Here is an 18,684-nt window from a genome sequence, read left to right on the forward strand (position 1 = left end):
GTGTTATGTCCTCTACTCGTTCGGTTGTCGAAGCCGGTATTTAACCGAGCCTCTCATTGTCCGTTCTCTAGTTTTCGCATTTATCGTGAAACGCTTTCGCATTTTTCGTGCGCCGCTTCAGCCGGAAGAATGGCCCGTTTTGAAAAAGCATGGGTTGACTTGCGCCTTACCGAACGGCGCCGGCATGGGAATCGAAAAAGGCTTTAACGATCTTGCACTGCATGATGAGCTGGTAAAAAGCTACGAAGAGATTTTCCCGAAGTTGAAAGAAGCAGGTTATACGACTGTCATTTGTTGTTCCGGAAACAGAAAAGGAATGTCGGACATTGACGGCATGCGTGAATCTCGGCCATCGGACTTCGGAGGCTGATGCCTTCCGCTGAAAAGTACGGCATTACCATGATTATGGAGCTGCTCAACAGCAAAGTGAATCACAAAGATTACATGTGTGACCACACTTCCTGGGGTGCAAGGGCTTTGCGAAATGGTTGGTTCAGAGCACTTTAAGTTGCTATACGACATTTGCCAGCAGTGTCGATCATGGAAGGTGACGTAATCGCGACGATCAAAAAAATATCATAAATACATCGGACATTATCACACTGGGGGCGTCCCTGGCCGGAGATGAGATTGACGAAGGGCAGGAGTTATACTATCCGGCGATCATGAAAGCCATTGCAGACACCGGTTTCGAAAGGATATGTTGCTCAGGAGTTTATCCCAAAAAAGAGAACCGTTAGCTTCGTTGAAACAATGTGTTCAGATTTGTGACATTGCTTAACACGATAACAGCGGGATTGTTTGAATTTACTTTTCAAAAACAATCTCGCTGTCATTGCAATATTTGAAACGCTTACCGATTGGGAAGTTGGCAGGATGGGCATTCGGGATTAATTTGTTTTGATGATAAACCCTCTGGTCGTCACAACTGCAATGATGTTCTTCACTAATAATTTTGAATACACTCGGATTGGCGTCCACCAATTTTTCGCCCCGCCAAAATACACTGGATTTGTCTTTTGTGTAAAATTGTGTGATGACGTGAAAACTGCTTTGCATCCACATTCTTGATTTCTCTCCAGACGAGCATTCTGCAATACAAACACCTGGGCATTGATCAACCGCATATGCATGTTCGAGCGGTCTGAAATGAATTGATGTAATTGAATCGACGCGCATGTCATTTGCAATAATGCCTTTGGAATCGCTGAAATATTTCAAATAGCCGAACTCGCCAATGTATTGCAGATTTTCCAGGATCATGCAGAAACGATGTGATCGCCGCGGTAAACGTGCTTGCTATCTTTATAAAGTCCGCCGTCAACCTTGACGAAATGCTGCGCGTCGTCCGACGAAAACTGTCCATCGCGAAAACACATGCTCGGCGTCCTTACTAAGTGAGCCACCAAGGATCCGGAAAGTTTCAAGAATCAGCTTCCTTAATTAAGTTTCCCTGATAGTACACGACCTGATCATCACCAGCGAATTCAGCAGCACTTTCATAACCGGGAAATCTTTTATCGAAAACTTCGAATGTCTCAGCATTGGCGCTTGTCAATTCATACAGTGATGCATTGCTGAAACCACCATACCAATAAGCCTTGCCATCTTTTACATGATAACCGCGGGGAGTCAGCGCACCTGGTTTGAATCCCGACTTTTTATCAGCGCAGTAAAACAAATTAGAAACAATTGCGAGAAACCCCATGATGATCAGTTTACTTTTTAAATGTTGGTGCTCAGCCATCTTAATGCTTGAATGTTTTTGCACAAAGATTGACCAGACGCCCGCAATTGATTCAAGTCAATTATTTAAAGGACAATTTTCTCTCAAGTGGCAGCATTCAAGTTATATGCATGTCAAAATGCAAATCATGCACAGGATTTTCGAAAGACATAATTCTTTAAAGCAAATGCTAGAAATCAATTTGTTACAACAGATTCTATACAAACGCATCCCGCTTAGAATATGAATAGAAACACTTATCCCTAAGTCGAGCCCGAAATAACTGAATTCTCAGTTAATGTCTAATGCCTTAAACCCAGACATGATTGTTGTATAATTTATATTATGTTAAATAGACTTTCTCTGGGAAACAGATCACCATAACCGATTCAGAAAATTACTGGATACCCTTCGCTCATCCCTTTCTATTAATACATTCACAAATTTGAATATTGATCCCGACACATTTAAGGATCAATGAGCAAACCACTAATTTCAATTGCCCTTTGCACATACAACGGTGACAAATACTTGGCCGAACAGCTGGACTCACTCGTGAACCAGTCTTATCAAAATTTTGAAATTGCTGCCGTCGAGATGACTGTTCAACTGATTCGACGTTTGACATCTTACTCAGTTACCAAGCTAAACATGCCTTCATTAGAATTTTCCAAAACGAAGCCAGACTTGGTTACAATCTGAACTTTGGCAAAGCACTCGGCCTCTGTAATGGAGAACTCATCGCCATCTCAGATCAGGATGACATTTGGAGAAACGACAAACTTGAAATTCAGTATCACGCCATTAAGAACAACTTACTCATTTACTGCGATTCACACTTCATTGACAGTTCCGGACAATCCATGCATTACAAAATGTCCGACAAGTTTAACTTCTACAAAGGCTCACAGCCAGAGGCTTTCTTATTTATGAACTGTGTTTCTGGACATAGTATTTTGTTCCAAAAGTCGGTTCTGCCTTATGCTTTACCTTTTCCAACTGAATATTATTACGATCAATGGCTTGCATTTGTGTGCTGTTGCATGGGATCCATAGATTTCGTAAACGAAGAACTTGTGCAATATCGGATGCATTCAACCAACTGCACAGACATTCTTGCTTTGGGAACAACCAAATTGAAGACTCAACAGAGCCTGGTGGAAGGTTTGTTAAAAGAGAGTAAGTGGCTACAAATATGTGCTTCGAGGGAATCGGCCTCCCAGCATTTGATTACTTCTCTATATCGACAAAGCCTACGAACAAACTCTTCCTTTATTAATATAGCATATGGTCTTAACATTTTGAGGAATAAAACGTCACTTCTTCAAATCAGGAAAAAAGGGAATATCAGTAATTTCTTCTTCGCACTCAGAAAGATTTGGGGCTTGAAGTTCAAGAGGCTTTTGGTAAGGTAAGATGCTGATATCAATTAATAAGACTGTTCAAAATGTTCCCAAGCCTTTAATATCGATAGCATTGTGCGTCTATAATGGCGAGCGTTTCTTATCTGAGCAACTCGATTCAATACTGAATCAATCCTACAAAAACATCGAGATCATTGCCGTGGATGACTGCAGCTGTGACAGCAGTTGGGAAATTCTAAGTGAATATCAGTCAATGGATCCACGGATTAAGATATTTAGGAATGAAGTCAATGTTGGTCATGCTAAAAATTTCGAAAAAGCACTCCGTCAATGCACTGGTCAATACATCGCGTTATCTGACCAGGATGACATTTGGGACTTGGGCAAACTAACCTTGCAAATGACGAACATTGCGAACCATCAACTTATTTATCACGACTCAGCGTTTTTGAATGAAGACGGGTCGCTTATGAACAAGGCGATGTCTGACGTTATAAACCTGTATTACGGCGATGATCCTAATGTATTTCTTTTCTTTAATTGTGTGTCAGGGCACGCTTGCTTATTCCGAAAGGAACTTCTTCCTTTCATCCTCCCCTTCCATTCTGCTTACTATCACGATCACTGGATTGCATATGTGGCAACCAGCCTCGGGTCTATCTCGTATATTCCTCAATGTCTGGTGAGTTACCGCCAGCATTCAGATAGTTCAACCGACATTTTAAACAAAAGAAGTTCCAAAAACATACATTATCATGAAAATAGAGATGTCGCTAAACTGCGGAAAGATTTAGAGTGGATAAAACATTGCGCAGCCTTCTCTCGAAACAAAGATCAAGCTTTTATAAATCGCCTGACCTATCTTTTCGAACGAAGGCTTGTCACATACTTTTTCGCTAGAATATGCAAGGTTGATTTATAAGCATTTCGAAATATTATATTTTATACAGAAAAATCGAAAGTCTAAGAAACTCGCTTTTATCTATCGACAGATTTGGGGATTGAAAGCAAAGCTAATTTGGAGCAGCATTTTTGGAAAATCAAGTTCAAAATCCTAAACACAAAAAAAAGCAGCAACTCTCGTTGCTTCTTTTTCCCATTTTATATTTCTTACAACATTATTCCTCTACACAAGCAACGCCTTTGCCAGCGAATTGTTCAAGGACTCCGTTTACTGTTGTCAAGTTTTCCTTAGCCTCAGCTTCGTCTTTTGCTTGAATTGCTTTTTCGAAGTAAGGTTTTGCTTTTTTGAATTTTCCGCAAACACGGCCTTCAATTTCCTTACCTCTTTGTTGATACTCAGTCATGTTCATGTTATCAACTTCGCCTTTCAATTGAACTGCTTCGTTGAAATAGAAAACACCTAAGTTGTACAGCGCATCATAATTAGCTCCGTCGATTTCCAAAGCTTTTTTGTAACTGGCAATTGCTTTGTCACTTGCTTCTTTTTGTTTTGCTTTCAGATCAGCAAGCTTCTTTTCGTTGCCGGCTGCATCTCCGCTTTGTGCTGATGCTTGTGCTGTTTTCACTTCACCTTCCATCGTTGCGATAGTTGCCAAAGTTTCTTTTTTCTTAGCATTCACATCTGCAAGCTGACGTTTCAAATCGGCGTTTTTCGGTTGCTTCTTGATCAAAGCACTGATACGCTTAACCTCTCCGTCGTAAACTTCAATTTTGCCTTTTTCAGCTTCGAGGTTTTTGGTAAGGCTCGCAGCACCTTTGCTCCCCGACCCCATTTTAGCGCTCAATTGTTTCACGCTGTCAGCCGCAGTCCGTTGCATGTTATCATAAAGAATTGCAAGGTTAACCACGTTCTGAATGTTCTTTGGATCAGATTGTGCCAATGCTTCAAGCTCGCTGATCGCTTTCGATTCGTTACCTGACGCAAGCAAAATGTTAACTACTTCCGCTTTAAGGTCTTTGTTGTTAGGAGATTGAGTCAAACCTTTGTTCAAAGTTTCGATTGCTTTGTCAAAGTTCTTCTCTTCTCTGTACAACTGAGCCAATCCGTAAAATACGCTTGGATCTTTACCGCCATTTGCTGCATATTTCTCAAACTGATCTCTTGCAACGTCCTTTTTATCAAGCTGTTGCGCAGCGATTCCACCATAAAGTGAAGCAAGTGTATCTTTTTTGTTGATCTCTTGCGCAGCTGTGAACATTTCAAGTGCACCATTCAGGTTTTTCGCCTGATATTTCTCGGCGCCTTGTTTTACAAATGCATTGAATAGTTGTGAACCTTCTCCGCCTGCAAGCACGTTTTCAGCTTCTTTGGCAGATTTACCTGGTTCTCCTTTTTTCGTTTTATCCAGCTCAACAACCTTTTTATAAGCTTCCAGAGAAGTTTTAGCTGCGCTAGAATCTACTGCTGAGCCTTGTAAAGCGATGTTTTCATAAAGTTTTGCTCTTTCCATCCAAAATGCCGCTTTCGCGCTGCTTTTCGGATCGCTCATATCTTTATCGCTTTTCTCTTTATCCTTACGAAATTGATCCACCATAGCCTTGTTGACAGCATCATCCTGCGCAAATGCAGCCATGCTGAACAGACTAAGTGCAGAAACAAAAAACAGTTTTTTCATAAATATTAAACTTAGGTTGTGATTGGTTGTTCGCTTAAATATAAATCAATTAATATAATTTTTACAAAAATCATGCCTCTGGCTCGTCAGAAGCGTCATTTTCATCTTCTGCCTCTTCATCGTCTTCATCTTCGATGACGTCTTCATCGTCGTCCCCCTCCTCTATTTGTTCATCAGCTGAAACGATGATCATGTCGGAAGTTCCTTCAATTGCAGGAGAAGTTTTGATCACATTGCCGTCCTCGTCCAATTCTTCCGCTTTTTCATCCGGATCTTTCAGGATGCGTGTTACAGAAGTGATTTCATCAGAGTTGTTCAATCGGATCAATTTCACACCCTGGGTGTTACGTCCAGCCAGCCTGATATCAAGCACACTCATGCGAATGGCGATACCATTTCTGGTAATGATCATTAAATCATCCTGCTCTGTAACTTCACGGATTGCAACAAGTTTACCCACTTTGTCCGTCGCATTCATGGTCGAAACACCTTTTCCGCCACGCTTTGTAATGCGATAACTGTCTATATCAGAACGTTTTCCAAAACCGTTTTCAGACACAACAAGCAGCTGCGCATCTTCGCGATTGATACAAACCATTCCGATCACCTTATTATCCGGATCGTTCAGATTGATACCGCGCACACCGGCCGCAGTTCTTCCCATCGGGCGAACACCTTTTTCATTGAAACGAACAGCGCGTCCGGCACTTGAAGCGATTACAATGTCATTGTCTCCATTGGTCAATGCAACATTCAGCAAGCGGTCACCTTCATTAATAGAAATCGCGATGATCCCGTTTGTTCTCGGACGAGAATATGCTTCGAGCAAGGTTTTCTTAATTGTGCCCTGCTGCGTACACATAATGAGGTAATTATTGTTGATATAATCCGCATCCGATAAAGTACGAACGTTGATCACTGAACGAATCGAATCACCATTTTCTAAACTGATCAAATTCTGGATCGGTCGGCCTTTCGATTGTTTGCTTCCCTCTGGCACTTCGTAAACCTTCATCCAGAACAGCTTACCATATTCTGTAAAGATCAGCAGATAGTTCAGCATCGTAGCCGAGAACAAATGCTCGGTGAAATCAGTGTCTTTGGTTTTCACACCGCGGGACCCTACTCCTCCTCTTGTCTGCGTTCTGTATTCTGCTAATGGTGTTCTCTTAATGTATCCTTCGTTCGAAATTGTAATCAACATTTCGTCATCCGGGATCATGTCCTCATCGCTGAACTCTTCGGCAGAGAACTCGATTTTGGTACGACGCTCATCTCCGTAGCGATCTTTGATTTCGCCCAATTCCGTTCTAATGATGTCAAACTTGCGATATTCGTTGGCAAGAATGTCTTTCAAATCGGTGATCAAAATCATGATCTCTTCGTATTCCTTCACGATCTTGTCTCTTTCAAGACCTGTCAACCGTTGCAGACGAAGTTCAAGAATGGCTTTTGCCTGAATTTCACTCAGTTCGAACGACTCCATCAAACCCGTTTTCGCAATCTCCGGATCACGTGCATTACGGATCAATGTGATTACGGCATCCAGGTTATCCAGCGCGATAAGCAAACCTTGCAAAATATGCGCTCTCTTTTCAGCTTCGCGCAGTTCGTATTCTGTACGACGTGTGATGACAACAATCCGGTGCTCCACATAATGCTTAATCAAATCTTTCAGATTAAGCGTTACCGGGCGTCCTTTAACGAGCGCCACATTGTTCACCCCGAAGCTCGATTGCAGCGGCGTATATTTGAATAAGTGATTTAATACAATGTTTGGAACGGCGTCTTTTTTAAGATCAAAAACGATCCGCATTCCGTCACGGTCAGATTCATCACGGATATCCGAAATTCCATCCAGTTTTTTATCATTAATAAGGCCGGCGATCCTTTCGATCATCGCGGCTTTATTGGTCATGTAAGGAATTTCAGTAATGATGATTTGCTCCCGACCTGTTTTTGAAACCTCAAATTGCGCTTTGGAACGCATGATAATGCTGCCGCGACCGGTTTCAAATGCTGACCTTACGCCTTGGTAACCATATATAATCCCTCCCGTTGGAAAATCCGGCGCCTTAACGTGCTCCATCAATTCCGGAATGGTGATCTCGTTGTTATCAATGTATGCCAAAACGCCATCGATCACCTCTGAAAGGTTGTGCGGCGCCATATTCGTCGCCATACCCACAGCAATTCCGGATGAACCGTTTACAAGCAGGTTAGGGAATTTGGCAGGAAGCACCGAAGGTTCTGACAGCGAATCGTCAAAGTTGGGCTGAAAATCGACCGTGTCTTTTCCAAGGTCGTTCAAAAGTTCGTCAGCAAGTCTTTTCAGCCTTGCCTCTGTGTAACGCATCGCCGCAGGATTGTCTCCATCCACGGATCCAAAGTTTCCTTGTCCGTCAACCAATGGATAACGCAAAGACCACGGCTGGGCCATCCGCACCATTGTGTTGTAAACAGATGAATCGCCATGCGGGTGATATTTACCCAAAACCTCCCCTACTATACGAGCTGATTTTTTATGCGAGCGGTTGTAATTAACCCCCAAATCCGACATCCCGTACAACACACGCCTGTGCACCGGTTTTAGACCATCGCGAACGTCGGGTAAAGCGCGGGAAATAATAACTGACATCGAGTAATCGATGTATGCTCCACGCATTTCATCCTCAATATTAATGGGGATAATGTTTTCACCAGAAGATTCTGCCATAAAGAATTAGAAAAGAATCGAAATTTAAACGAGCAGCTGAAATCCAACTACCCAATGAATTAATACAATAATGTTAGTTCTAAAAAGTCAAATTTCGCTATTTTAAAGCATTCTAACAAACTATCTTTTGTGCTATTTCGACTTTCATTTCGTATATCCGTGATCCTTCGGAAATTACCCGGCTAATATCGTTTCAAAACTTAATTCGCTTCTATGATTAAATTTTAGTTTCTTCCAGCTTCTAACCTAAACGCTTACTTTTTCCCGCTCCATTATGCCGTTATTATTGACATTTATTGCCATTATCGCGCTTATTGCACTCATTGCCTGGCTTAAAATTGACACATTTATATCATTTCTACTTGTTTCCATCGGTTTAGGACTAGCGAGCGGGCTCGATGTTGAAACGGTCAGTAAAGCAATTCAAAAAGGAGTCGGCGGCACATTGGGCGATCTGGTGCTCATCGTTGGCTTTGGTGCCATGCTAGGAAAAATGGTCGCGGACAGTGGCGCGGCGCAAAGAATAACGGATGCGCTCATCGGCCTTTTCGGGAAAAAATACATTCAGTGGGGAATGGCGCTGGCCGGATTTGTGATCGGCATCCCGCTGTTTTATAATGCAGGTTTCGTCATTGTAATCCCGTTGATTTTTATGATCAGCGCAACTGCACGTCTTCCTTTATTATATGTAGGCGTTCCCATGCTTTCTGCATTATCCGTTGCACATGGTTATCTCCCGCCTCACCCCTCGCCTGCCGCCATCGCCAGCCAGCTGAATGCGGATCTTGGTCAAACCCTTTTATACGGAATTATCGTTTCCATCCCGGCCATTGCAGTGGCCGGTCCGCTTTTCGGGAGCACATTAAAACGCTTTCAACCCAAGCCGGACGAAGATCTTTTTAATGTAAAACCTCGTCCTACTGCCGAGTTGCCTGGCCTGGGAATCAGTGTCATAACCGCTTTACTTCCTGTGTTTTTGCTAACCTCCATGTCGGGAGTCAAACGCATTTATCCTGACAATAAAATAATCGGATTGCTTGCTGAGCCCTATTTCGGGATGCTGATCTCTGTTTTGTTTGCTGCTTATGTTTTAGGAATTCGTCGCGGGATGAATATGAAAAATGTCAGCAAATCAATGGAGGAAGCATTTAAAGGTGTTTCCGTTATCCTGCTGATCATTGCCGGAGCGGGTGTTTTTAAAGAAATCATGACCGCCAGCGGTGTAAGCACATTCATTGCCGAAAGTCTGAAAGGCGTCGACATTTCGCCATTATTACTAAGCTGGGGAATTGCTGCAATTATCCGTGTTTGTGTTGGCTCAGCCACGGTTGCCGGACTCACAACGGTGGGCATACTTTCACCACTTTTAGTAACCTCTGATGTTTCGCCCGAATTGCTTGTATTGTCCATTGGATCAGGGAGTTTAATGTTTTCCCACCTGAACGACGGCGGTTTCTGGCTCTTTAAAGAATACTTCAATCTGAGCATCAAAGACACGCTTTTGACCTGGTCTGTGATGGAAACAATTGTGTCTGTAATGGGATTACTGGGCGTTTTAGTGCTAAATTTGTTCGTGTGACCAATCCTGAATGAGTGAATGATTGAATGACTGAATAAGCATTCTCATTCGGTCATTCACTCATTCAAAATTTCACATTCACTCATTCACTCAATAATCATGGATACTGCTGAATCAAACTTCGCTGCCTTAGGCCTTAACTTACCGCCTGCGCCTAAGCCACTTGGCGTTTACAAGCCGCTTTTAATTGTCGACAAACGCTGGGTTTACGTTTCTGGCCACGGAACTGTGCAGGACGACGGAACACTCATTAAAGGCCGCATCGGAAAAGATATGGATGCAGATGCGGGCAAGCTGGCAGCCCGCCAGGTTGGATTAACGATCCTTTCAACATTGAAAGCAAACCTGGGCAGCCTTAACCGCATCAAACGCGTGATAAAAGTTTTAGGAATGGTTAACTGCACGCCTGATTTCGAAAAACATCCTTTTATTATCAATGGTTGCAGCGAGCTTTTTGCCAAAATTTGGGGCGAAGAAAACGGAATCGGCGTAAGAAGCGCCGTAGGAATGGGAAGCCTTCCCGACAACATTCCGGTGGAAATTGAAGTGATGTTCGAGCTTGAAGAAAAATAGGTTGAATGAATATTAGTTCAAATTCACTCATTCAATCAGTCAATCATTCACTCCTTAAATAATGTGGTTTCAACTCAAAAATCCAGAGCGCGTCATCTCGCCTTCACTCCTGTTTTATAAGGATCGCATTGAAAATAACATTCGTGGCATGGTCAAAATCGCGGGTGACGCAGATCGGCTTATCCCGCATGTGAAGACGCATAAATCTGCCGAAATCGTAAAATTGCAGCTTTCGCAAGGCATTAATAAATTCAAATGCGCCACCATTGCAGAAGCAGAAATGCTCGCAGATTCTGGCGCAAAGTGGATTTTGTTGTCTTACCAAATGGTTGGACCGAACATTGAACGGTTGTTTGCATTGCGCGAAAAATTCAGCGACGTCACATTTGCGTCTTTGGTTGATAACGAAACGTCAGCCGACCAGTTGAACGAAGCCGCAGTTGCTAAGGGCGCTGTTGCGCATGTATTTTTAGACGTGAACAATGGTATGAACCGCTCCGGACACGTGACGGACGAAACCATATTATCGCTCTATCGCTACATTTCGACGCTTTCAAATGTCTCATTTGAAGGCGTTCACGTTTATGACGGCCATTTGCGCAATCCGGAATTCACCGAGCGCAAATCGGAAGTGGATCAGGCTTTTGAGAAAGTGCTGCCTCTTTTTGATCTGATCAAAACGCATACTGGCGCAGAGCCGATGATCATTGCAGGCGGGTCACCGTCTTTTACGGTCCACGCCCTGCGTCGCGAATGTCTTTCTTAGCCCGGGCACAAATGTGCTTTGGGACTGGGGTTACGGCGACCGGTTCGATGGTCAGCCATTCGAGCATGCCGCTCTGGTCCTTACGCGCGTCGTTTCCAAGCCAGCTGCGGGCGTCGTTACTATTGATCTTGGGCATAAGGCAGTTGCCGCCGAAAATCCGATTGAGAACCGCTTCAAATTACTGAATCTGAGTAATTACAAAGTGACAGGCCAAAGTGAAGAGCACGGTGTTTTGGAAGTTGGTCAAGAAGTTTGGGACGCGGTGCAAATCGGTGATGTGCTGTATGCACTGCCCTTTCACATATGCCCGACCGTTGCCTTGCACGACTTCGCCTCGGTGATCGAAGACGGGCAGGTTACTGATGAGTGGAAAATCGTTGCGCGCAACAGGCGCATAACCATTTAATTATCAATCCTAAACCAATAAAAATGTTTCTTTTCGACGCGCACCTTGACCTTTCCATGAATGCAGTGGAATGGAACCGCGACCTCACACAAGATCTGCATGCAATACGGCAGCGGGAAGCCAATATGACCGATAAGCCGGATCGCGGCAAAGGCGTTGTGAGCTTTCCTGAAATGCGCAAAGGAAATATTGGCATGTGCGTTGCAACCCAAATTGCGCGCTTTGTAAAACCTGACAGCAAAATCCCCGGCTGGCATTCACAAGCCCAGGCCTGGGCGCAGACGCAAGCGCAGATTGCCTGGTATAAAGCGATGGAAGAAGCCGGCGAGATGAAACAGATCGTCGATCTGAAAGGTCTGCACGCACATTTGCAGCTTTGGCAAAATGCGGAATGGACTGAAAACCTGCCGATCGGATACATTTTAAGTTTAGAAGGAGCGGATTCGGACTTATCTCGCTCAAAAACCTGGAAACCGCATATCAAATACGGTCTCCGTGCGATTGGGCCAGCACATTACGGGCCGGGCGTTTATGCTTATGGAACGGATTCGGATCAGCCGCTTTCCCAAAAAGGTAAGGATCTGCTGGTGGAAATGGACAAACTGAATATGATCCTCGATGCCACGCATTTATGCGACACGGCATTCTGGGAGGCAATGAACATTTACAAAGGGCCCGTTTGGGCAAGTGATAATCTTGTCCGGAAAATGACCGCCGCATAACAGGCAAGTTTTCCGACGAAATGATCAAGGAACTGCTTGAAAGAAAAGCGGTTATCGGGATGGCCTTCGACGCGTGGATGATGGTTCCTGGCGGGGTTCGTGGCAAATCCACACCCGAAAGCATGGGACTGACCATTGCGCATGTTGCCGAGCACATTGATCACATTTGCCAGATTGCAGGAAATGCACTGCACGTCGGCATAGGCTCGGATCTGGACGGCGCTTATGGTAAAGAGCAGCTCGCCCATGGACCTGGATTCTATCTCCGACCTGCAATCGATTACCGGAATTCTGGGAAAAACGTGGTTATTCTGCAACCGACATTGAGCAAATTATGTGGCGTAACTGGGTGGATTTTTTGGAGCGGAGCTGTTGAAATTGATTTGCTTAGAAAAAATCTAATCAATCTCTTAATATTATAATAAAGTGTTTCAGGAAAAAGCTTTGCAACTTACATCATCGTTGCAGAGCTTTTCTTTTGCACTCCATTTTAAAGATCTTTTAACATTTCTTATCTGGAATTATTATAAATAAACAGCATCTTTGATTAAAGTGTATGAGCGCATCATTTTGCCGACATGCATTGCCATTATCCTTCATTTTCAGAACCCATGCGTAATACATATAAGATTTCATTTCGCAACCAAAATAAAGAACAATAAATCCTTCCAGAGACTGCACGATTGCCTTAAACAGCTTAATGTAAAACACTGGGCTTACGATTTTCAGGATTTATTGCTGACCCTTACTTCCCGAACTTTCGGATTTCTCGAAGATCCAGGCTGTTGCTGCGCTCGGCAGGTTATGTCTGCCACTTTGTAAAACTGGAAAACCTTAGCGAAGCAAAAGGACTGGCAATGAGCTGATCACAATGCTTTTTCTCTGATCAGGTTTCTTTTGGCCTGCTGGATGTGGCGCTCGTTATGTGCGATGAGAAATTGAAAAACGTCTCCGAGTTTAAGCTTGATAAGCTTTTGTAATTGACGTTGGTATCTTAATACGCGTTTCAGGTCCTTTGTCCGGGCCTGACGCAATCGAAAAAGTCATCTCCTCCTGCTGCCTGATAAATTCTCCTATAACTTCCGCAGCATTCAATGTCGAAGGCGGAGTGTGCCCTTTCATTGCTTTATACTTTGTTTTTCCCGTCTGTGGATCCATCATTTTGGTAAAATAAGCGCCGAACCAGGAGCTCTTGAAATCCGGATTTTTACTGTTTGGCGAGCTAGAAAGCTTTTCATGAATGTGCGGATGATAAAAATTCCCGTAACTGTTCAGGTGGTCGAGACATTGGGCAATGCTCCATCCACCCGTTTCCGAGGGCGCGTTTAAGGATTCTTCACTTCTATTTTGAAAAAGCGCCACTGCGTCCGAAATATGGCTTTCGACTTTATTTTCTAGGCGGAAAAGCAGTTCTGATTTGTTTACCGGTTTCATATTATATGATTTATAATGCAAAACTGCATCCGGCAGCGCATTAAAAGATTGGTAAAAACCAACATTTCAGATCTTAATCTTATTCAAAAGCAGCGAATCCACAACGCCACCAAACGATGGCGGATACATTAAAGCCAGCGTCGCCTCGCGGTTTTGATCATCAAAATAATAAACGCGCTGAATGCCTTTTACAACAAAATAAAGATATCCCTCCACTGCCCCGGCGGCAGTGACAACTTCTTTTCTGCCAGACGCATATGGCTTCCAAACAGCAGTAAATGCATTCCAATCATCATCAGAAAGCGGCCTCACGGCATTCACTAGAACGCGAAGGCCTTCTAACTGGTCAGCATGCTGGTTTACGGAATATGCGTCTGGCACAACCTGTTTCAGTTTCTAGAAAATACTAAACGGTCATTCCCCCACAGGAGAAACCATAAAGTTAAGAAAATGAAACACTTCATCCTGACTTCTTATGTGGTTTCGTGCAGCGGAAAGATCGTCACCGATTTTTATCGTATACGCAGTGTCCGGCAGTGCTTCAAACATGTCCTCATCCGTCGTGTCGTCGCCAATGGCCAGAATGAAGTCGTAATCGCCGTTTTCCACAAAAGCACGTGCAGCGGTTCCTTTGTTAAAAGCGGTTTTCTTCACTTCAACAACCTTACTGCCGTCAATAACTTGCAAGTTCAATTCCGGCTGAATGTAGTTTTTCAACTGCCATAGCAACTCTTGCGCACGTCGTTGCGCGTATTCTTTCTCGTCAGCTGTGCGGTAATGCCAGGCCAGCGACGTTTCCCTTTCTTCTACAAAGGCACCCGGGCATCTTTTCGCATACATATCCATAATGGGCCGAATGCTTTCCTTCCAGTTCTCCTCATAATTTTCGTTCAAAACCCACTCCTCCGTTCCCTTTGTACGGATAAGTGCGCCGTGTTCGGCAATGATGTGAACGGGAAGATCTCTGAAAAGCTGATCCAGAAAATACCGGTCGCGTCCGCTGATAATGATCACCGTATCGCGTTTCGCAATTTCCAGAATCAGTTTTTTAACATCCTCAGAAACAATCGCTTGTGCAGGATCGGGCACAATGGGAGCAAGTGTTCCGTCATAATCAAAAAAGAGGATGCGGTTCGTTGAGGTTTCGTAGCCCTGCGGATGCCGTCTATTCCTTTATTGGTTAAAAAAACCTGTCTCAGGCGTTCGTGTTCTTGTTCTAGCATTGTCATTTGGGTAAAAAAGTCATTGGTCCAGGTGAAAACGTCATAATCCATGATCCGTTCGCGCATGGCATCCATCCTTTTGGTCTGTTCATCCTCCGGCATTTCGAAGGCCTTCTTAATGGCGTCCGCAATGTCCTGCACGTCCAGCGGGTTAATGATCAGCGCTTCGCCAAGCTCGGCCGCCGCGCCTGCCATTTCGCTTAATATCAAAACACCCTTACGGTCTTTCCGGCTTGCCACATATTCTTTACAAACAAGGTTCATCCCATCCCGCACGGGTGTAATAAGCGCCACATCGCTTGCCGTGTACATGCCCACGAGCTCGTGATAAGCCATTGAGCGATATTGATAAATAATCGGCTGCCAGTAAATATTTCCAAAATCAGCATTAATGCGACCCACAGTCTGGTCAATCTCAGATTTCATTTGCTGATATTGCTCAATGGTGTCGCGCGATGGAACGACAACCATGACGAACGAAACTTTCTCATGCCACTCAGGATAGCGTTCCAGAAACCGCTGAAAGCCGCGCAACCGGTGAATGATGCCTTTGGAATAATCGAGGCGGTCCACGGAGAAGATGATTTCTCGTTTAATGACTGCCGGGCCTCATTTCTGGCTTCTGCAACCTCAGGTTCGTCATATGCGCTGTTGAATTTCTCGAAATCAATGCTGATCGGAAATGAATCGATTTTTACGATCCGGTTGCTCATATTAATGTAATGCAGCTTATTGCCATAACCTGAAACCAGTCTGGCCGCTTTCAGAAAATATTCTACATAATCATTTGTATGAAACCCAACGACATCGGCGCCTAATATGCCGTCCACAATGGCCTTGCGCCAGTTTACGGGCAGCAGTCGGAAAAGTTCGAATGATGGAAAAGGAATGTGAAAGAAAAAGCCGATCTTATTGTCCTTATGCTTTTCCCTGATCATTTGCGGCAGCAGCATTAGTTGATAATCCTGCACCCAAACCACATCTCCCGGCCGGATTATCTCACTTACTTTATCAAAGAAAAGCCGGTTAGCAACCTGATAAGCGTCAAAATAATCGTCTTCGAAGCGGGCAAGCGAGGGAAAATAATGGCATAAAGGCCAAATAAGGTTATTGCAAAATCCTTCGTAGTAATTTTCGTTGAGACGTCTTCGGAAATAAACACGGGATGTGCTTCAAAGTCGTCGTTTGCAAGTGTCTGGCCTTCCAGCTCTTCCTGCGTATTTTCGGAAAAACCGACCCATTGGATCTTTTCCTGAGATGAAAATGCGATGCCCGTTTGCTCCTTTACCAATGACAGCACGGCCGAAACGAGCCCTCCTGAATTTTGAAATAATTGCACCTGATCGTTCTCGCGAACGATTTTGAATGGTAATCGATAGGCAACAATTATTAATCTTCCTGATTCATTTTTTGATTTTAAATTTTCCAGTAGCAACCCCAATAAAGTTAAAAAACCTGTGCCATGCGTCATTTTCGCGTACCAAAAACGAAAAATTTGATGTGGTCAGGATTTGTATTAGCTTAGCACCTGCAACCTCTTTCATCATTTTATCAGGAACCGATTCATCGAGGCACCAGCTGTTTTGCAGCTGATTGCAAGCAGATTAATTCTGCTGTTTTCCATACATTAAAGTGATGAATGAACACAAATACGGGTTTCAAAGCCTTAGATTAGTCAAGGACTACATTGTGTAATCGCAGATTAATACTGTGCCACTCTTTGTTGTGGGTTGCAGGCGGCCCGAAATGGCCGCCACTTTTTTTGCCTGATTCCAATTGCTATGCTCGCTCCGGTACGAATCCGGTTAACTAATTATTTAAATGAAGGGCATATTTACGCTTTCTATTCTGCTTGTCTCCCTCCTTACGACAGCTTTTCCGGCTGTTGCCCAATTTGAAAACATGGTTAATAAAACCCACGCAGCACGTTATACGGAGATGCGCAAGTTTATCAACATGTACATTGCCGAGCCGGATACGATTGAGTCCTTCAAATCCATTGCCCGGCTCAAAGCAGTCGCCATTGCGCATAATGACAACGATCTGACTCTTGAAGCGGATCTGATGCTGATCATGCTGAACTGGGAAATCCATCGCAGGGAAGTCGCTTATCAAAAACAACATATCAGAAGTCTGCATGCCATTATCAATGTGGCAGCCAAGGAAAATAACACGCAGATCATTATCCGCGCACACCGTTTTCTGGCTCAATATTACTGGTACAGAATCCAAAAATTATGAGCGTGCTTTTGACCAATATCTGAAAATCCATACACTGTTAAAAAACGTATCCGGGAAAGATTTTCCTGAAAAGTCCTTCATACTGACCCAGATCGGGGAAGCTTATTATTTTTTCGCTGATTACAGAAATGCAATCCGCTTTTCCAGAGAGGCCATTACGGTGGAAGTGATTCGGGAGCAGCGCGGCGTGCATAACATTGCCATGAACACGATCGGGTTAAGTTTATGTGAAGATCTCCGAGTTGGACTCAGCTGACTATTATTTCACCAAAATCCTAAACAACATTGATCTTGACGACTTCAACGTCTGGAAAGGAATTGCGCAGGGCGATCTTGGACACACCGCTTATCTCCGTGGCAACTATGCACGCGCCACGCCGCTCCTAAAAGCCAGCATTGATCAGGCCATCATTATATCCGACCGCGCCCAGGCGGCTCAGTTAACGACTTATCTGGCTGACATCCTGATCCGTGAGAATAAAATCGCCGAAGCCGAAAAGACAATGCTGGAAGCCAGGAAACTGGCAGAGGTCGGTGAAAATCCAAGACCCCTGGAACAGATTTACCAGGTTGCCGCAAAGGTGTATGCCGCAAAAGGCAATCTGCATTTGACCAATATTTATCTAGACTCATCCAATCAAGCGCAGAACATTAAAGAAAGGAATTTCAATGCACTGCAAATGCTGCGGGCAAGTGAAAAGGCCCAGTTAACCGCGCATAGGGCGGTTATGGAGCGGGTTGCGGCAGAAAAGCAAATCAAGACGTTAGAAAGAAACATTCTGTTGGTGCTTGTGCTCTTGCTGGTGGTGATGGCTTTGTATTTTTATAAAACATATTATTACAAAAACCTCGAAAAACAGCGCCTTGTAAATGATCAGCTTAAAAAGGCGGAGCAGGAACTGAACTTTGCCACGATGCAGCTGGAAGAATTTACGAGAAGCATTTCCGAGAAGAATCAGCTGGTCGAAGAGCTCAGCGCAAAGTACGGCAACACCGCCAGCGAGGAAACGATCCAGGAATTACAAAAGATCACGATCCTGACCGACGAACAGTGGGAATATTTCAGAAATCTTTTTGAAAAAATCCATGTGGGTTACCTTTCCCGTCTGCGTGAAAAACTGCCCGGCCTCACCCCTGCCGAAGTCCGGTTTATGGCGCTCGCCCGACTCAATCTCGGCTATAAAGAAATGGCCAGCACACTGGGAATTTCGGTTCAGAGTGTGCGCGTGATCCGGCACCGGATCCGCAAAAAGCTGAACCTTCCCGAGGAGGCAGATCTCAAAGATGTGATCGCGACGATTTAAAGTGCGTGCGTGCATATTTTTCTTTGCGCGTCAAGTAACAGTCAATCAAGC

19 protein-coding genes and 2 pseudogenes are annotated in these 18,684 nt (G+C 44.1%); 11 read left to right on the forward strand and 10 right to left on the reverse strand.

Annotated features, from left to right (window positions below; translation table 11 throughout):
- Nucleotides 1-121 precede the first annotated feature (121 nt).
- Nucleotides 122-781, forward strand: a pseudogene (locus AC0IYG_RS20310) (hydroxypyruvate isomerase family protein); the annotation flags it as partial.
- A gap of 26 nt (nucleotides 782-807) precedes the next feature.
- Here the strand turns inward: AC0IYG_RS20310 and AC0IYG_RS20315 are convergent.
- The 3 genes from AC0IYG_RS20315 to AC0IYG_RS20325 are packed head-to-tail and all read right to left on the reverse strand — an operon-like array spanning nucleotide 808 to nucleotide 1,747.
- Nucleotides 808-1,263 (reverse strand): DKNYY domain-containing protein, encoded by a 456-nt coding sequence (locus AC0IYG_RS20315; protein ID WP_471712889.1) that lies wholly within the window; start codon nucleotides 1,261-1,263, stop codon nucleotides 808-810.
- Complete coding sequence (locus AC0IYG_RS20320; protein ID WP_471712890.1) at nucleotides 1,260-1,409, reverse strand: hypothetical protein; 150 nt, start codon at nucleotides 1,407-1,409, stop codon at nucleotides 1,260-1,262. The genes AC0IYG_RS20315 and AC0IYG_RS20320 overlap by 4 nt, the downstream gene beginning before the upstream one ends.
- Nucleotides 1,410-1,423: 14 nt before the next feature.
- On the reverse strand, nucleotides 1,424-1,747 hold the full coding sequence (locus tag AC0IYG_RS20325; RefSeq protein ID WP_471712891.1) for a hypothetical protein: 324 nt from the start codon (nucleotides 1,745-1,747) through the stop codon (nucleotides 1,424-1,426).
- Nucleotides 1,748-2,352: 605 nt separating this feature from the next.
- On the opposite strand from AC0IYG_RS20325, the gene AC0IYG_RS20330 reads away from it, so the two are divergent.
- On the forward strand, nucleotides 2,353-3,141 hold the full coding sequence (locus AC0IYG_RS20330) for a glycosyltransferase (RefSeq protein ID WP_471713255.1): 789 nt from the start codon (nucleotides 2,353-2,355) through the stop codon (nucleotides 3,139-3,141).
- Nucleotides 3,142-3,202: 61 nt separating this feature from the next.
- Nucleotides 3,203-4,012, forward strand: a complete 810-nt coding sequence (locus AC0IYG_RS20335) for a glycosyltransferase family 2 protein (RefSeq protein WP_471712892.1) — start codon at nucleotides 3,203-3,205, stop codon at nucleotides 4,010-4,012.
- Nucleotides 4,013-4,208: 196 nt separating this feature from the next.
- Here AC0IYG_RS20335 and AC0IYG_RS20340 read toward each other — a convergent pair whose 3' ends face one another.
- The gene (locus AC0IYG_RS20340; RefSeq protein ID WP_471712893.1) at nucleotides 4,209-5,669 is read right to left on the reverse strand and encodes a tetratricopeptide repeat protein; all 1,461 of its coding nucleotides are present in this window, start codon (nucleotides 5,667-5,669) and stop codon (nucleotides 4,209-4,211) included.
- A 70-nt stretch (nucleotides 5,670-5,739) separates the two neighbouring features.
- Nucleotides 5,740-8,385 (reverse strand): DNA gyrase subunit A, encoded by a 2,646-nt coding sequence (gyrA, locus tag AC0IYG_RS20345; protein ID WP_471712894.1) that lies wholly within the window; start codon nucleotides 8,383-8,385, stop codon nucleotides 5,740-5,742.
- Between the two features lie 274 nt (nucleotides 8,386-8,659).
- On the opposite strand from gyrA, the gene AC0IYG_RS20350 reads away from it, so the two are divergent.
- The 6 genes from AC0IYG_RS20350 (at nucleotide 8,660) to AC0IYG_RS20375 (ending at nucleotide 12,853) form a co-directional block, all read left to right on the forward strand.
- Nucleotides 8,660-9,964, forward strand: coding sequence for a gluconate:H+ symporter (locus AC0IYG_RS20350; RefSeq protein ID WP_471712895.1), 1,305 nt, complete (start codon nucleotides 8,660-8,662; stop codon nucleotides 9,962-9,964).
- Nucleotides 9,965-10,063: 99 nt separating this feature from the next.
- The gene (locus AC0IYG_RS20355) at nucleotides 10,064-10,537 is read left to right on the forward strand and encodes a RidA family protein (RefSeq protein WP_471712896.1); all 474 of its coding nucleotides are present in this window, start codon (nucleotides 10,064-10,066) and stop codon (nucleotides 10,535-10,537) included.
- 61 nt (nucleotides 10,538-10,598) lie between these two features.
- Complete coding sequence (locus AC0IYG_RS20360; protein ID WP_471712897.1) at nucleotides 10,599-11,303, forward strand: alanine racemase; 705 nt, start codon at nucleotides 10,599-10,601, stop codon at nucleotides 11,301-11,303.
- 13 nt (nucleotides 11,304-11,316) lie between these two features.
- Nucleotides 11,317-11,709, forward strand: a complete 393-nt coding sequence (locus AC0IYG_RS20365) for a hypothetical protein (RefSeq protein WP_471712898.1) — start codon at nucleotides 11,317-11,319, stop codon at nucleotides 11,707-11,709.
- A 23-nt stretch (nucleotides 11,710-11,732) separates the two neighbouring features.
- Complete coding sequence (locus AC0IYG_RS20370) at nucleotides 11,733-12,431, forward strand: membrane dipeptidase (protein ID WP_471712899.1); 699 nt, start codon at nucleotides 11,733-11,735, stop codon at nucleotides 12,429-12,431.
- Nucleotides 12,432-12,451: 20 nt separating this feature from the next.
- Nucleotides 12,452-12,853: a membrane dipeptidase gene (locus AC0IYG_RS20375; RefSeq protein ID WP_471712900.1), complete on the forward strand. Its 402-nt coding sequence runs from the start codon at nucleotides 12,452-12,454 to the stop codon at nucleotides 12,851-12,853.
- A gap of 535 nt (nucleotides 12,854-13,388) precedes the next feature.
- On the opposite strand, the gene AC0IYG_RS20380 is transcribed toward AC0IYG_RS20375, so the two are convergent.
- From AC0IYG_RS20380 to AC0IYG_RS20400, 5 genes and pseudogenes are all read right to left on the reverse strand, one after another.
- Nucleotides 13,389-13,865 carry a DinB family protein gene (locus AC0IYG_RS20380; protein WP_471712901.1) on the reverse strand — a complete coding sequence of 159 codons (477 nt, stop codon included), beginning with the start codon at nucleotides 13,863-13,865 and terminating at the stop codon, nucleotides 13,389-13,391.
- A gap of 66 nt (nucleotides 13,866-13,931) precedes the next feature.
- Entirely contained in the window at nucleotides 13,932-14,246 is a 315-nt protein-coding gene (locus AC0IYG_RS20385) for a hypothetical protein (protein ID WP_471712902.1), read from the reverse strand.
- Between the two features lie 33 nt (nucleotides 14,247-14,279).
- Nucleotides 14,280-14,954 (reverse strand): trehalose-phosphatase, encoded by a 675-nt coding sequence (gene otsB, locus AC0IYG_RS20390; protein ID WP_471712903.1) that lies wholly within the window; start codon nucleotides 14,952-14,954, stop codon nucleotides 14,280-14,282.
- A pseudogene (locus AC0IYG_RS20395) lies at nucleotides 14,906-16,194 on the reverse strand (trehalose-6-phosphate synthase); the annotation flags it as partial. The gene otsB and the pseudogene AC0IYG_RS20395, both read right to left, overlap by 49 nt.
- Complete coding sequence (locus tag AC0IYG_RS20400) at nucleotides 16,092-16,523, reverse strand: hypothetical protein (RefSeq protein ID WP_471712904.1); 432 nt, start codon at nucleotides 16,521-16,523, stop codon at nucleotides 16,092-16,094. The gene AC0IYG_RS20400 and the pseudogene AC0IYG_RS20395, both read right to left, overlap by 103 nt.
- 386 nt (nucleotides 16,524-16,909) lie before the next feature.
- On the opposite strand from AC0IYG_RS20400, the gene AC0IYG_RS20405 reads away from it, so the two are divergent.
- Nucleotides 16,910-17,329 carry a hypothetical protein gene (locus tag AC0IYG_RS20405; protein ID WP_471712905.1) on the forward strand — a complete coding sequence of 140 codons (420 nt, stop codon included), beginning with the start codon at nucleotides 16,910-16,912 and terminating at the stop codon, nucleotides 17,327-17,329.
- Between the two features lie 227 nt (nucleotides 17,330-17,556).
- A complete protein-coding gene (locus AC0IYG_RS20410) occupies nucleotides 17,557-18,633 on the forward strand; it encodes a helix-turn-helix transcriptional regulator (RefSeq protein ID WP_471712906.1) in 1,077 nt (358 codons plus the stop codon).
- Nucleotides 18,634-18,684 lie beyond the last annotated feature (51 nt).

Source organism: Dyadobacter sp. AC419, from assembly GCF_979253085.1.

What these genes read in the sequence shown, in the direction of transcription:
- AC0IYG_RS20315 (WP_471712889.1), bottom strand. Translation starts at nt 1,263, where the DNA reads ATGATCCTGGAAAATCTGCAATACATTGGCGAGTTCGGCTATTTGAAA.
- AC0IYG_RS20325 (WP_471712891.1), bottom strand. Translation starts at nt 1,747, where the DNA reads ATGGCTGAGCACCAACATTTAAAAAGTAAACTGATCATCATGGGGTTT.
- AC0IYG_RS20340 (WP_471712893.1), bottom strand. Translation starts at nt 5,669, where the DNA reads ATGAAAAAACTGTTTTTTGTTTCTGCACTTAGTCTGTTCAGCATGGCT.
- gyrA (WP_471712894.1), bottom strand. Translation starts at nt 8,385, where the DNA reads ATGGCAGAATCTTCTGGTGAAAACATTATCCCCATTAATATTGAGGAT.
- AC0IYG_RS20350 (WP_471712895.1), top strand. Translation starts at nt 8,660, where the DNA reads ATGCCGTTATTATTGACATTTATTGCCATTATCGCGCTTATTGCACTC.
- AC0IYG_RS20355 (WP_471712896.1), top strand. Translation starts at nt 10,064, where the DNA reads ATGGATACTGCTGAATCAAACTTCGCTGCCTTAGGCCTTAACTTACCG.
- AC0IYG_RS20360 (WP_471712897.1), top strand. Translation starts at nt 10,599, where the DNA reads ATGTGGTTTCAACTCAAAAATCCAGAGCGCGTCATCTCGCCTTCACTC.
- AC0IYG_RS20370 (WP_471712899.1), top strand. Translation starts at nt 11,733, where the DNA reads ATGTTTCTTTTCGACGCGCACCTTGACCTTTCCATGAATGCAGTGGAA.
- AC0IYG_RS20375 (WP_471712900.1), top strand. Translation starts at nt 12,452, where the DNA reads ATGATCAAGGAACTGCTTGAAAGAAAAGCGGTTATCGGGATGGCCTTC.
- AC0IYG_RS20380 (WP_471712901.1), bottom strand. Translation starts at nt 13,865, where the DNA reads ATGAAACCGGTAAACAAATCAGAACTGCTTTTCCGCCTAGAAAATAAA.
- AC0IYG_RS20405 (WP_471712905.1), top strand. Translation starts at nt 16,910, where the DNA reads ATGAAGGGCATATTTACGCTTTCTATTCTGCTTGTCTCCCTCCTTACG.